This window comes from Mycobacterium sp. 1164985.4 (genome assembly GCF_001668575.1).
Taxonomy (GTDB): Bacteria; Actinomycetota; Actinomycetes; order Mycobacteriales; family Mycobacteriaceae; genus Mycobacterium.
Genome location: NZ_LZMD01000057.1, coordinates 37,111 through 50,675 on the forward strand (window position 1 = coordinate 37,111; position 13,565 = coordinate 50,675).

The 13,565-nt window shown below is 67.9% G+C and carries 14 protein-coding genes and 2 riboswitches; of the genes, 10 read left to right on the plus strand and 4 right to left on the minus strand.

The features are described from left to right. Window positions 1-27 precede the first annotated feature (27 nt). The 8 genes from A5650_RS09400 to A5650_RS09430 all read left to right on the plus strand — a co-directional run bounded on the left by A5650_RS09400 (window position 28) and on the right by A5650_RS09430 (window position 6,096). Window positions 28-456 (plus strand): helix-turn-helix domain-containing protein, encoded by a 429-nt coding sequence (locus A5650_RS09400; RefSeq protein ID WP_067289486.1) that lies wholly within the window; start codon window positions 28-30, stop codon window positions 454-456. A 57-nt stretch (window positions 457-513) separates the two neighbouring features. Further along, on the plus strand, window positions 514-1,146 hold the full coding sequence (locus A5650_RS27670; protein ID WP_067289491.1) for a heparin-binding hemagglutinin: 633 nt from the start codon (window positions 514-516) through the stop codon (window positions 1,144-1,146). A gap of 65 nt (window positions 1,147-1,211) precedes the next feature. Continuing rightward, window positions 1,212-1,496, plus strand: coding sequence for a DUF2516 family protein (locus A5650_RS09410; protein WP_067088547.1), 285 nt, complete (start codon window positions 1,212-1,214; stop codon window positions 1,494-1,496). Then, entirely contained in the window at window positions 1,496-1,921 is a 426-nt protein-coding gene (locus tag A5650_RS09415) for a DUF2599 domain-containing protein (protein ID WP_067289495.1), read from the plus strand. Before A5650_RS09410 ends, A5650_RS09415 begins: the two co-directional genes overlap by 1 nt. Then, on the plus strand, window positions 1,921-2,613 hold the full coding sequence (gene deoC, locus A5650_RS09420) for a deoxyribose-phosphate aldolase (RefSeq protein WP_067289499.1): 693 nt from the start codon (window positions 1,921-1,923) through the stop codon (window positions 2,611-2,613). The genes A5650_RS09415 and deoC overlap by 1 nt, the downstream gene beginning before the upstream one ends. Window positions 2,614-2,712: 99 nt before the next feature. Next, window positions 2,713-3,009: a hypothetical protein gene (locus A5650_RS26360; RefSeq protein WP_082950687.1), complete on the plus strand. Its 297-nt coding sequence runs from the start codon at window positions 2,713-2,715 to the stop codon at window positions 3,007-3,009. Next, window positions 2,921-4,588 (plus strand): S53 family peptidase, encoded by a 1,668-nt coding sequence (locus A5650_RS09425; protein WP_502687061.1) that lies wholly within the window; start codon window positions 2,921-2,923, stop codon window positions 4,586-4,588. The genes A5650_RS26360 and A5650_RS09425 overlap by 89 nt, the downstream gene beginning before the upstream one ends. A gap of 104 nt (window positions 4,589-4,692) precedes the next feature. Next, the gene (locus tag A5650_RS09430) at window positions 4,693-6,096 is read left to right on the plus strand and encodes a zinc ribbon domain-containing protein (protein ID WP_231992580.1); all 1,404 of its coding nucleotides are present in this window, start codon (window positions 4,693-4,695) and stop codon (window positions 6,094-6,096) included. Window positions 6,097-6,099: 3 nt separating this feature from the next. On the opposite strand, the gene A5650_RS09435 is transcribed toward A5650_RS09430, so the two are convergent. From A5650_RS09435 to A5650_RS09445, 3 genes are read right to left on the minus strand one after another with little or no spacing between them, the layout of a single operon-like run. Then, window positions 6,100-7,050: an LmeA family phospholipid-binding protein gene (locus tag A5650_RS09435; protein WP_067289501.1), complete on the minus strand. Its 951-nt coding sequence runs from the start codon at window positions 7,048-7,050 to the stop codon at window positions 6,100-6,102. Then, window positions 7,047-7,874, minus strand: a complete 828-nt coding sequence (locus A5650_RS09440) for a carbon-nitrogen hydrolase family protein (RefSeq protein WP_067289504.1) — start codon at window positions 7,872-7,874, stop codon at window positions 7,047-7,049. The genes A5650_RS09435 and A5650_RS09440 overlap by 4 nt, the downstream gene beginning before the upstream one ends. Before the next feature lie 18 nt (window positions 7,875-7,892). Further along, window positions 7,893-9,047, minus strand: coding sequence for an agmatinase family protein (locus A5650_RS09445; protein WP_231992581.1), 1,155 nt, complete (start codon window positions 9,045-9,047; stop codon window positions 7,893-7,895). Window positions 9,048-9,058: 11 nt separating this feature from the next. Beyond that, window positions 9,059-9,122, minus strand: a riboswitch (guanidine-III (ykkC-III) riboswitch). A gap of 119 nt (window positions 9,123-9,241) precedes the next feature. Beyond that, a riboswitch (guanidine-I (ykkC/yxkD leader) is annotated at window positions 9,242-9,351 on the plus strand. A gap of 23 nt (window positions 9,352-9,374) precedes the next feature. On the opposite strand from A5650_RS09445, the gene A5650_RS09450 reads away from it, so the two are divergent. Next, window positions 9,375-10,913 (plus strand): high affinity choline transporter 1, encoded by a 1,539-nt coding sequence (locus tag A5650_RS09450; protein ID WP_067289507.1) that lies wholly within the window; start codon window positions 9,375-9,377, stop codon window positions 10,911-10,913. Window positions 10,914-10,921: 8 nt separating this feature from the next. On the opposite strand, the gene A5650_RS09455 is transcribed toward A5650_RS09450, so the two are convergent. Next, window positions 10,922-11,704 carry a methylase gene (locus tag A5650_RS09455; RefSeq protein ID WP_067289510.1) on the minus strand — a complete coding sequence of 261 codons (783 nt, stop codon included), beginning with the start codon at window positions 11,702-11,704 and terminating at the stop codon, window positions 10,922-10,924. 294 nt (window positions 11,705-11,998) lie between these two features. Here A5650_RS09455 and A5650_RS09460 point away from each other — a divergent pair, with 294 nt between their 5' ends. Then, window positions 11,999-13,564, plus strand: a complete 1,566-nt coding sequence (locus A5650_RS09460) for an AMP-binding protein (RefSeq protein WP_067289513.1) — start codon at window positions 11,999-12,001, stop codon at window positions 13,562-13,564. Window position 13,565: the final 1 nt, after the last annotated feature.

Consider the following 13,565-nt stretch of genomic DNA (forward strand, 5'->3'; position numbering starts at 1 on the left):
GGATACCCGATGCACGGAGGGCTTCGCATGTCGCAGGATGACAATCTTGCCGTCGTCGTGTCCAACGCTGCACAGACCGCCGCGCAGGACATCGGCACGTTCATCCGAACGCAACGCGAGGCCGCTCAGGTATCCGTACGACAGCTGGCCGAGAAGGCCGGCGTCAGCAATCCCTACCTCAGCCAGATCGAGCGGGGATTGCGGAAACCCTCCGCGGACGTACTGAACCAAATCGCCAAGGCGTTGCGGCTGTCGGCGGAGGTGCTCTATGTGCGGGCCGGGATTCTCGAGCCCAGCGAGAAGAGCGAGGTGCGCGACGCCATCGTCAACGACGCGGCGATCACCGAGCGCCAGAAGCAGGTGCTGCTCGACATCTACACGTCGTTCTGCCAGCAGAACGAGGCCGAAGTTAGCGAGTCCGGCAGCGAGACAGAAGAGGGGCTGACGACTGAATAGAGACTCCATCTTCTGATCACCACTGCAATCGAACGACATCCTGGAGGAAGGAACACCATGGCCAAGAACACCCCCGCCAAGAACCAGCCCACCGTCGACGACCTGAAGGCGCCGCTGCTCGCCGCCGTCGGTGCCGCAGACCTCGCCCTCGAGCGGGTCAACGAGATCGTCGCGACGCTTCGTGAGCGCGCGGACGACGCCCGCACCGACTCGCGCAGCCGCGTCGAGGAGACCCGTGCGCGCATCGACCGGCTGCAGGAGGACCTGCCGACGCAGTTCGGTGAGCTCCGCGAGCGGCTGAGCTCCGAGGAGCTGCGCAAGTTCGCCGAGACCTACGCCGAGGCCGCGCAGACCACCTACAACAAGCTCGTCGAGCGCGGCGAGGCCGCTCTCGAGCGTCTGCGCAGCCAACCGGGCATCAGCGAGGCCGCCGGCCGCGTCGAGGGATACACCGACCAGGCCGTCGAGCTGACCCAGGAGGCCCTGGGCAACGTGGCCGCGCAGACCCGTGCCGTGGGTGAGCGGGCCGCCAAGCTGGTCGGCGTCGAGCTGCCGAAGAAGGCCGAGAAGGGCGCCGCGCCGGTGAAGAACACCGCCAAGAAGGCCCCGGCCAAGGCTCCGGCCAAGAAGGCCCCCGCCAAGAAGGCTCCTGCCAAGAAGGCGGCGGCCAAGAAGGTCACCCAGAAGTAACACTCGACAGCGGGTCTGATGGCCCAAAGTCGACCGAGGGGACGTAACCCGCTTAGTCTTGAAGCGTGCAGCTCCAAGGCTTGGTGGGTTACGTCCTCTTCTTTTTGCAGATCGCCGTGCTCGTCACGACGGTGTACGCGTTCGTCCACGCGGCGATGCAGCGGCAGGATGCCTACCCGGCCGCAGACAAGCTGACCAAGCCGGTCTGGCTGGTGATCCTCGGCGTCGCTGGGTTGCTCGCGCTGGTCCTCGGTTCCGTCATGGGCCCCGCCATCGCCGCGGTCGCGTCCGGCGTCTATCTGGTCGACGTCCGTCCCAAGCTGCTCGAGGTCCAGGGGAAGTCCCGGTAATGCGACGTTTTCTAGCGGTCGCCGTCCTGGCGGCCGGCGTGTTCGCGCCTGCGCTGACGGCCCCGGCGGTTTCGGCAGACCCGGCGAACCCGGCGCTTCCCGCCCCGCCGTTCGTCGACCACGTCGAGTGGGCCAAATGGGGCGATCTGTCCTCTCTGCGGGTGTATCCGACGCCGGCGGGCCGCCAAGCCTCCGGATTGGCCACTTCCGCTGCGGGCGAACAGGCGTGGGCCGAGGTGCTGGCGCTCTCGCCCGATGCGGACATCCCGGGAATGAAGCCGCAGTTCATCTGCCACTGGGAGTTCGCCGAGCACTACCAGCCCGGCAAGACCAGTTGGAACCTGGAGCCGTGGCGCCCCGAGGTCCCCTACGAGCAGATGGTCGAAACCGGCTGCAACCCCGGCGGCACCGAAGAACCGTTCTGATGGCCGGCGGCTATCGACGCGACGAGGTCGCCCGACTGGTCGACCACACACTGCTCAAACCCGAAGCGACCGAAGACGACATCGCCGCGCTCGCGGCGGAGGCCGCGGCGCTCGGGGTCTACGCCGTCTGCGTATCGCCCTCGATGGTCTCGATCGCCAAGCGGTCCGGTTCGGCGTCGCAATTGGTGTGCGCGGTGGTCGGATTCCCCTCCGGAAAACACTTTTCGGCGATCAAGGCCGAGGAGGCGCGTCGCGCGGTCGACGACGGCGCCGGCGAGATCGACATGGTGATCGATGTGGGCGCCGCATTGCACGGTGACTTCGCCGCGGTGTGGGCCGACGTGGACGCGGTGCGTGCCGCGATCGGCGCCCGCGTGAAGCTCAAAGTGATTGTCGAATCGGCCGCATTACTGCAACTCGGAGACGAGCAGACGTTGCTGGCGGCATGTCGGGCAGCCGCGGATGCCGGTGCCGATTTCGTGAAGACCTCCACGGGATTTCACCCCGCGGGCGGTGCGTCGGTGCGTGCCGTGGAACTGATGGCGACGGTCGGTCCGCAGGTCAAAGCCAGTGGCGGGATCCGAACCGCTGCGGATGCGATCGCGATGCTGGACGCCGGTGCGACGCGGTTGGGGCTGTCGGGGACCAGGGCGGTGCTGGACGGCTGGCCGAAATTCGACCGCACACAGTAATTTACGCGGTTTGCGGAAATTTGCCGTATGATTGCGGACGCCCCCGACAGGTAAAACCATACGCATCTGCGCACGGGAAACCGTGGATAGGATCTGATCATGACGACCCACACTGGTTTGCTTCGTCGAACACTCGCCGGGGCAGGACTCACTGCGGTGCTCGCTACGGGCGTGTTCACTGCTGGCTGCGCCAAGGAAGAAGAGAAGGCGCCGGAGACGTCGACCACAACGACGACGACCACCACCACAACCACGACAGCGCCGCCTCCCGCCACTCCGACGGAGAAGGCACCGCGCATCAATCCCGATGAGCCGAACCCGTTCTCGCCGACGGTCCACGCGCCGCCGGCACCGGGACCGACGCCCGGTCGACACCGCGGTCCTCACGGCCAGTAGGAGCCGGGCCCACTGGTTCTGGGCCCTAGTCGCCGCCGCGCTGCTGATCGCAGCGTCGGGTGCGTGTGCATCGCGCACCCCGGCGGTGATTTCCGGGCCGTACGCGGCCCTGCTTTCGAGCTCGACCGATTTGGGGCCGTCACGTTCGGCGGACGCCCAAGTCACGGTCACGCTCGATGGACTGGATCGTCCCGCGGCCCTTATGGGCTGGGCCGACGCGCGCAATTTGTGGGTGCGCTGGCGGCCCGGTGACGGATGGGCGATCGTCGAGGGCGGCGCCGGGGATCTCGCACGCGCCTTTTCGGTGCCCGTGCGTGACTACCGGTCCCCGAAGGGTGAAGAGTTCTACGCATCGCCGGAGCAGCCGGCGATACCGCCGCAATTGCGTGACAACGTCACTGCCGTCGGTCGGATCATGAGCTACACCCCGTACCGCATGAAGCGACCCGACGTCGTTCCGCTCGACGTGCCCAAGGGCGGGCTGGCACCCGACGGGCTGCTGTCGGCATACAACGCAACGCCACTGGCCGACGCCGGCTTCACCGGTGAGGGCGCGACGATCGTCATCTTCGCGTTCGACAGCGTCGAGCAGGAGGACCTCGACCTGTTCGCCGACACGTCGGGTCTACCGCGGTTCACGCCGGAGATCGTCGGCGGCAAACCGTCCGAGGTGCACGGTGAGACGGCCATGGATCTGCAAGTGGCGCACGCGATTGCGCCCGATGCACGGCTCGTCGTGGTCAACGCCAGGCCGACCGTGGAGGGCGACGGCACGTACGAAAAGCTCGGGAAGCTGTTCGAGCAGGTCGATCGCGACTACCCGGGGGCGGTGTGGAGCCTGTCGATCGGGTGGGGATGTGAGGCGTTCGCCACCGCAGCCGATCTGGCACCGGTCGAAGCCGCACTGATGGCCGCGCAGCGGCGCGGTACGACGGCGTTCGACGCCAGCGGGGACACCGCCGGTCTGGAATGCAAAGGCGGCGAACGATGGTCGGCCCCGCCTGGGCCGGAGGACATCGGTGTCGACGCAGTCGCCTCGCTGCCGACGATGACGTCCGTCGGAGGCACCACACTGTCGACGGGCACGCGCGGGCAGTGGTTGGGTGAGCACGCATGGGTGGATTCTCCGCTGTCACAGGGCAGTAGCGGTGGGGTGTCGAAACTGTTCGCCCGCCCGGCATGGCAGGGCAATCTGCGCGTCGAGCGTGACACCGAGGGTCGCCGTCTGCTTCCCGACGTCGCTGCGGTCGCCGATCCGTTCACCGGTGGGCGGTTCATCTTCGGCCAGCGCGAGGTGGTCGGTGGTGGCACGTCGCAATCGGCCCCGATCTGGGCGGCGCTCACAGTGCTGATGAATCAGTACCTGGTGGCCAACGGCGGACGGCCGGTGGGCAACCTGAATCCCCTGCTGTACCAGGTGGCTTCGGGGTCGCGACTGCCCGGCTTCCGCGATGTGGGCAAGGGCGGTAATGCCGTCGACCTGGCGATGCCGGGCTACGACCTGGTAACGGGCATCGGCACTCCGAACACCGAGAACCTCGCCCGCAACCTTCTCGACCTCCAGAAGACGTCGCGTTGACCGAAGCGCCGTCACGCCGCCGGTATCGGTGGCGAAAACCGTTGACGGGCATCCTTTTCCCGGATCTCACGGCCTCGTCGAGAACGACGCTTGGGCTGACGCTCGTGGGGCATACCGCGCTGCTCGTCGTCCTGGCGGCGCTGCGGTGGCAGGCGCCCCTGATCGCGCTCGCCGCGGTCGGCGTGACGCTGGTGTTCGCGGTCTATCTCCGTCAAGCGGGCACCGGCCGTGCTCGGCCGTTGGTGATGGCCGCCCTACTCGCCGCGCTCCTCGGTCTCGGGTGGGCGCTGGCCACCGGCAGAATCGTCGCCGAGGCACACGACGTCGCTCTCAGCGGTGGCGAGTTCGACCGCGAGAAACTGTTGACCGGCACCGTGATACCGGTCGGCGGCGCATTGCTGATGCTGATTCCACCGACACTGCTGCGTCTGCGGCGGCCGGCGGCCCACACCCCGCTGGACGGCTATGCGATCGGCGCGTTGAGCGCCGTCGTCTTCACGACCGCGGCGACCCTGGTGAGGCTGGCCCCGCAATTCGCGACGGGCGTCAGGGCCGAAGACCTCTGGGTCAGCGCGCTCATGGTGCAGGCCGGTATCCAAGGCCTCATCCTGCCGCTGACGGCGCTCGCCCTCGGCGGGTCCGTGGGGATCGCACTATGGGCGGGCAGGCGCCGAGCAGTTGCGGCGACTGTCGTTGCGACACTGCTGCTTTACGCGATCACCGGCGTCGCCGAGTACGCCCCCGTCCCGCATGCCGTGCAGCTCGCGGTGCACGTCGCGGTTGCCGCGGTGGCATTGGCTGCGCTCCGCGTCGTACAGGACTCGGCGGACGGAGCGGTGGAACCGCGGGCTGGCCGCGACGGGCGCGCCCGGGTGTTGGCCACGCTCGGCGTCGGCGCCGTCATCGTGGCCGCGGCCGGTGCGGTGGCGGCCGTGCTGACCACACCGGACATTCCGAAGATCGTGTGTCCGCCGGACTGCGGACGGCCACCGATCGGCGAACCCATCGAGTCGAATCCACGCTTCTATGCCGCCGACGGTTCGTTCTCCGTGCAGTATCCGGGCCCGGGTAGCGCGTACGAGGCCACGCTCAACCCCGACGGCGTCGAGCTCGAGTTCACCGGCGGGGACACCGGCACCCTCGAGTTGTTCGGCCTGCCCGCCGACAACCGGACGGCAAAGCAGATCGCCGAGGACCTGATCGACGAGTACTACCCCGACGCCACAACGGAATACGAGATTCCCAACGCGATGGTCGGCTACGAGCCCGGCTACGGCGTCGTCGCCGACGACTATCCACAGGACGCCAGCGGCAGCTTCACCCGGCTCCGGCTGATCGTGATGGTCGCCGTCAAGAACGATTATGCGTTGGTGGCCTCGGCGATCGGGCCGTACCGTGCGTTCAGCCCCGACTTCGGCACCGGCCACCCCTCCGGCGCCAACCTGCAACTGGCGATGGATATGGGCAAGTACGTCAACAGTTTCCGGTGGGGCGGCGTCACCGACTGACGATCACAGTGCCGCGAAGCAAGGATCGTCCTGGTCCTTCGGGATGTCGGCGTTACGCGTCGAGAACCGGCTCTCGACACCGTCGTCGGTGACCTTCACCGAATCGGCCTTGATGCCCATCGGGTAGTTCTTCGTCAGCTCGGAGGTGAACGCGTCCAGCGCCGGTTGCACGGTCTCGCGCGGCAGCGTGAAACCGAGCCCGGTCAGCGAAACCACCTGCAACGAGATGCCGCCGTCGGCGACCGTCGGCCGCGCCTTGATGCCGCCCAGCGCGCCCTCCAGCTCGATCGTGCCGTCGGACGGGTTGGTCGAGACGCCGGAGACGAATGCGCCGATGATCGGAATGGAATCGGAGATGGTGCGCCGGATACCGTCGGAGGACCAGTCGATGTCCGCGACGAGTGAGCCGACTGTGCCGCCCGAGGTGGGCGTGTCCTCGAGGCGGACGTCCTGAATGGACAGCACGACCTTCATGCCCTTGGCATCACGGATCTGGTTCCCGGCCGTCTCGACGTGGATGTTCGTGTAATGGCCGGTCATGTGTTGGATCAGGAACGGCGGCGTGACGCCGAACGATGCACTCGCCTCGTCTTCGACGACGCATGACGTGACACCGGCGACCACCGTATCCGCGCGGTGGCGGGCGTACAGCTCACCGGCCAGCAAACCGGCCAGGACCAGCGCCACCACGATGACGACGACCAGCACGATCGACAGCGGATCGCGCAGGAGACCCCTGAGCTTGGATTCGGAGCGCGGTGGCTCCGTCGGCCCCTGCGGGCCCTGCGGTCCCGGCGGCGGGGTCTGCCCAGGTGGCGGGCCATGCGGGGGAAGCCCCTGGTCAGGCGGGGGAGCCTGGCCCTGGTGTGGTGCGGGCACCTGGGCGGGCTGAGTCGGGGGGACCTGGCCCTGTTGCGGCGACGGCTGGTTCGGGCGGGCCCACGGGTCGGTCACGACCGCGATTCTGCCTTACCGCGGCGAGCAAAGTCCGCGCGGTTGCGCAACACCGCTATCGTCTCGCGCACCTTGCGCCCAGCATCCAGATCGATGTCGGTCACCAGCAACTGCGGGTCGTCGCCCGCGCCGGCCAGGACGTCGCCGGTCGGGGACGCCACCAGGCTGCCCCCCACACCGGTCGGGCCGAGCGCCGCGATCTCGGGGTCGGGGCGGCCCTGATCGACCGCGGCGACGAAGCCGGTCGTGTCGATGGCGCGGGCCCGCGCCAGCAGCGTCCACTGGTCGAGCTTGCCCGCGCCGCTGCCCCACGACGCGTGCACGGTGATCAACTCGGCCCCGCGCTCGGCCAGCTCGACGTACAACTCGGGGAAGCGCACGTCGTAGCACAGCGTCAGGCCGACAGACACTGGTCCCGAGCCACCGTCGACGTCGATCAGCACGGGTTCGTGCCCGGGGGCCACGGTCTTGGACTCCGTGAACCCGAACGCGTCGTAGAGGTGGATCTTCTCGTAGTGCGCGTCGACGCCGTCCCCGGCGGCGATCAGCGTGTTGAGCACGCGTCCGTCACCCGACGGTACGAACATGCCTGCGACGACGACGATGCCCGCGCGCTCGGCGATGGCCCGCACGCCCGAGGCCCACGGCCCGTCGAGCGGTTCGGCGACCGGAGCGAGCGGTACCCCGAACCGGCACATCGTGGCTTCTGGGAACAGCACCATCCGCGCGCCGGCGTCGGCGGCTCGGCGGGTGTAGTCCTCGACCAGCCCGAGGTTCGCCGACGGGTCGGTCCCACTGAGGATCTGCGCGAGGGCAATCCGCATACGGCCCAGCCTACGGCGCTACGGCCCCCAGGCCGGCCGGGGCAGCGCCGCCGCCTTGTTGCCCAGCTTCCCGGAACGCACCTGTGCGGCGAGGCTGTCGAGGATCACCCGCGAGCTCATCAGCGCGGTCTGCTCGGCCCAGTCGTACGGCGGTGAGCACTCGACGACCTCGATACCGGCCAGGCCCGGTTCGGAGACCATCTTGACCAGGTTCAGCGCCTCGCGCGGTAACAGCCCGCCGGGCTCCGGCCAGCCCGTGCCCGGGACGAATCCGGCGTCGATCACGTCGATGTCGAAGGACAGATACACCGCCTTGGCGTCCTTCCACGCGACCTCGAGCGCCATCTCGGCGATCTTCTCGATGCCGACCCGTTCGACGTCACCGACGGTGATCACGGTCGACTGCCGTTCGCGCCCGACCTTCACACCGGCGCGTGGGGCCTGCCACCCGCCGATGCCAATCTGCACGAGGTTGGTGGCCGGGGCGTTCTTGATGTTGGTCGCGTGGAACCACGGCGTGGTGTGCATGCGCTCGTCGAGGTCGGTCTCCTGCGTGTCGACGTGGCGGTCGAAGTGGATGATCCCGACGTTGCCGTCCAGGTACGGGGCCATTCCACGGATGGTGGGGAAGCCGATCGAATGGTCGCCGCCCAGCACGACCGGCATGACGCCCTTGCTCACCACGTGCGCCATGGCCTGGCTGATCTGGTCGAAGGACTTCTCGAGATTCCCGGGGATCGTGAACACGTCGCCGATGTCGACCATATTGAGCTGTTCGCGAAGGTCGACGCCCGACTCATAGTTGTAGGTGCCGAAGAGGTTCGTGGAGCGTCGAATTCCCTGCGGGCCGAAGCGGGTGCCCGGACGGTAGGTGGCGCCGGCGTCGAGGGGGACGCCGAAGATCGCGACCTCGGCGTCGTCGACCTCGTTCACGTCCTCGACGAACGGACACTTGAGGAAGGTGCCACGCTCGCCGGCGAAGTGCGGCAACTCGCCGCGTACGAACGTCGAGATGCGGCGGTCGTTGATGGTCGGGGCGGCCTCGAGGCCGAACGTCAGGCTGCGTTCGATCTCCTCGCGTTCGCGACGGTCGGAGAGCCGGGCCTCGGCCTGTTGTGCCCAGGCGCCTTCGGCGTTGAGGGGCGCATTCTCGTCGGTCATGTCGTCGGTCATAAGGTGCTCCTCACGCGCCGTCTTGTCGCTGACCGGGTACGGCACACCTCGTCCGGGAAGCCGATGGGCTCCTGCCGCTCATTCTTTTCCGACCCGCCGCGATGCGCCACCCGGAATCGCAACAAAGCCGTAACGAGGCGAACGGTCGGTCGTAACAGCCGGGGGTTTCGCTAGTCGGCGACTCACGTTGACCTGTGAGGCGCGTCTAGGGTTCCGCCGCGCGCACGGTGTGCGGGCTGGTCCGAGAGACGCAGGCGGCCGCGGCGCAGCGGACGTTCCACGGCGGGACAAAAGCCCGGGAGACTCCATCGCGTAAAGGAGCTCCACATGATTCTTCTCGGTGTGGCCGTCAGCATCGTGGTCGTCGTCGCCGTCGGTTTCTACGTGTCCAAACGCATCGAGGGTGACAGCTCGAATTTCCTTGTCGGCGGCCGCATGTTGCCCTATTGGCTGATCGGCGGTGCGTTGATGGGTTCGGCCGTCGACACCAACGCCACGCTCGGCAACACCGACCTGGCCTACGAATTCGGCTTCTGGGCCGGTGCGAGCCTGCCGCTCGGGCTGGCCCTGTGCCTGACCATCACCGGTGTGTTCTTCGCCAAACCGATGAACCGCATGGGGTTGACGTCGTTTCCCGACTACTACCGACTCAGATTCGGACGGTCGGTCGAGGTCGGCGCGTCCGCGTTGCTGGCCGTCGGGTTCTGCATGCTGGTGGCGGGCAACCTGGTCGCGGGCGGCTTCCTGTTCAACTACTTCCTCGGTATGCCGTACTGGCTGGGCGTCGTGCTGATCGCCGGAATCGCGGTGGCTTACACCGGCACCGGCGGGCTGATCGCCGACGCATACACCGCGATCATCCAGATGTCGCTGATCCTGATCGGCGCCGTCGGCATGCTGGTGTGGATGGCCTCGACGCACACCTTCGAGATCGCCGAGGGTACTGGCCCGTTGGCGCTCGGGCAGTTGTCGGACCCGGGGCAGGGCGCGGTGATCAACTGGGCAACGCTGATCGCTCTCGGCATCGGCGACATCGTCGCGATCGACTTCATGCAGCGAGTGTTCGCCGCGAAGTCACCGGCGAGCGCGCGCCGCGCGTGTTTCGTGGCGGCGACGGGTACGGTCGCGATCTGCGTGCCGTTCGGTCTGGTGGTGCTGGCCGCCAAGGCGTTCCTTCCCGAAGATCTCGACGGCCCAGTGCTTTTCGTGTTGCTCGGTGAGTACGCTCCGACGGTGCTCACCGTGATCGTGTTGTGCGGTCTCGTCGGCGCGTCGATGAGCACCGCGAACGGGGCGATCCTGGCGATCTCGAACGTCTGCGTGCGCAACCTCGGCGGGATCCGCCGTGTGTACGTGCCCGGTCAGCGCGATCCACTGTTGCGCGCCACCCGCATCGCGATGGTTCCGATGACGGTGTTCTCGATCGCGCTGGCGATCTACGTCAAGCAGACGGGGATCCTCCTCACCCTCGCGTTCGACCTGCTGCTCGCGTGCCTGGTGGTCCCGTTCATCCTCGGGCTTGTGTGGCGGCGCGGCACCACCACCGCGGCGATGGCCGCGATGGGGGTGGGCCTGGTCGTCCGGCTGGTGCTGTTCGTGCTGACCCCGACGATCTACGGTGTCGACAACACGATCCTGTATGTCCAGAACGATCTCGTCGCGGCCAGTTTCGACGGCTGGCCGACGTTCATCGCGTTCGCCGCTTCGATCGTCACCTACGTCGCGGTGTCGCTGATGACCCGGCCCGCGCAGCTGCGCGGTCTGGACATCCAGCTCGCCAAGGACGTCGACGACGCGCTCGACGTCACTGCCGAGGAGATCGAGCACGGCGTTCCGGTGTTGGCGGGCAACGCCGAAGCGCGGTAGCCCGCCTTTCAGGACGGCGCGACGGTGGACCACGGCACGGTCAGCACCCCGTCGCGCATGCGGCGGCGCGCTGTAGCCACCGGGAAGCCGTTGTCGCGCAACAGATCCAACATCGCGCGCCACCGCACCCGCGGGCCGAACACACCATGGCCCGCGACGCTGGCCCACGCTCGGTCGGCTGCGGTCAACAGCGCGTGTACGGGCTGGCCGTCGACGTTGTGGTGGATCAGCGCTTTCGGCAGCCGTTCGGCGAGGTCGGACGGCTGCTCGATCGCGAACGGATCGCAGGCCAGCGTCAGGCTCAACGGGCCGTCGGCGTCCAGCAGGATCCAGCAGCATCGCCGTCCGAGCTCATCGCAGGTGCCGTCGACGATGAGTCCGCCCGGCGCGAGCTGGCGTTGCATCGTCGACCACGCCTCGTGCACCGCGTCGACCGGGTACTGGCGTAACACGTTGAACGCCCGCACCAGCACCGGCCGCATGCCGGCCAGCTCGAAACCGCCGCGGCCGAATCGGATCGCGTCCGTGCCCGCGGCCTGCGCCGCCTGCACGCGGGCGGGGTCGATCTCCAACCCGACGACGCGAATATCGTTGCGCACCACCCGTAATCGCGCCGCAAGCTCCAGCGTCGTCACCGGCAAGGCGCCGTATCCGAGATCGATGACCAGCGGGTCCTCGGCGGCGGCCAGCGTGGCGCGCACCCGCGGCGCGTGGACGAGCCAACGGTCACTGCGGCGCAACCGGTTGTAGGCGGTGGTGCCCCGGGTCAGCTGACCGATGGGCCCGCTCATGGCCCGAGTGTAGGGCCCGCCGGCCCGCGATCTTCGACCCACGCCGCACATCGGGGGGGATCTGACTGATTACCCCGACGTAAAAGTAGAATATGACTCTCGTCAAGCAATAGTGTTGCTATGATCACACCGTCTCTTGGCCGCCTTCGGCAGCAACGGTGCTGCCCGATCACGGGGGATGCTGATGTCGGTTCACGGTCCGTCGGGTCCGCGGATTTCGCGACCGACTGTGGCCGCGCTGTGGCATGCTCGCCGGCGACATCACATCCCGCGTGCCCCCGAGAACGAGCTGCCGTGACGAGCGTATTCAGCGAAGCGACACGGGCGGTCCCCGCCGACCTCCGGAGGCGATACGAAGCCGAGGGATGGTGGACACCCGACACGCTCGGTTCATCGCTGGCCGAGGCGCTGGATGCGCACCCGGAGTTGCCATTTCGGGTCTACTCGTCGTCGCGCCCCTATGCCGGGACTTTCGGTGACGTGGAGACGGTGGCCCGCCGGCTGGCGGGTGGTCTGCGGGCCCGTGGAGTCCAGCCCGGCGACGTCGTGGCGTTCCAGTTGCCGAACTGGATGGAGGCCGCCGCGACGTTCTGGGCGGCCACGCTGCTCGGCGCGGTGGTCGTCCCGATCGTGCACTTCTACGGGCGCAAGGAACTCACGCACATCCTGACCACCGCGCGTCCGAAGGTCTTCGTGACCGCGACAGAGTTCGGTCGGATGACATACGAGCCCGACCTGGCCGCCGACGTCCCGATCGTCGGTGTGGTCGGCCGCGACTTCGACGACCTGCTGGCGTCGACACCCATGGCGGGGGTGATCGACACCGATCCCGCGGGCCCTGCGCTGATCGCCTTCACCTCGGGCACCACCCGCGATCCGAAAGGGGTTGTGCACAGCCATCAGTCGCTCGGGTGCGAGATTCGCCAACTTGCTGCCAACCACCCGCCGAATCCGGCGGGCTCGGTGATGGCGCTGCCCGTCGGCCACTTCATCGGCATGCTGGGCGGGCTGCTGTGCCCGGTGCTCGAAGGCGTTCCGGTGCATCTGTCCGACACGTGGGATCCCGGCCTGGTGCTGGACCTCATGAAGCGCGACGGGATCGGGTTCGGCGGCGGCCCAACCTATTTCATCACCAGCCTGCTCGATCATCCTGGGTTCACGTCGGAACATCTTCGGTACATGCGATATCTGGGCCTCGGCGGCTCGGCGGTGCCGGTGGCGGTGACCCGGCGACTCACCGACCTCGGACTGGTCGTGACGCGCTCCTACGGCAGCACGGAGCACCCGTCGATCACCGGATCCCGGCCCGACGCGCCGTTGGAGAAGCGCTTGCACACCGACGGCGAAGCGCGCCCGGGCGTGGAGATCCGCATCGCCCCGGACGGCGAAATCCTCTCTCGCGGACCGGATCTGTGCATCGGCTATCTCGACCCGCAACTATCGGTCGCAGCCTTCGACGCCGACGGCTGGTACCGCACCGGCGATGTGGGCGTCCTTGATGACGACGGGTACCTCACCATCACCGACCGTAAGGCCGACGTCATCATCCGGGGTGGTGAGAACATCAGCGCGATCGAGGTGGAAGAGGCGTTGCTTGCCATGCGCGGCGTGGCGGAGGCCGTCGTGGTGGCCGCGCCCGACCGCGCATTCGGCGAGCGCGTCGCCGCGGTGTTGAGGCTGCGGCCCGGACATCCGATGCCGACCCGTGACGCCGTGCGCGCGCATTTCTCCTCCGCCGGGTTGGCGCGTCAGAAGTGGCCCGAAGAGCTGCACGAGGTCGACGACTTCCCTCGCACGGCGAGCGGCAAGGTGCAGAAGTACGTGGTGCGGCACAAGGTTCGACAGTTTCACGGATTGTGAG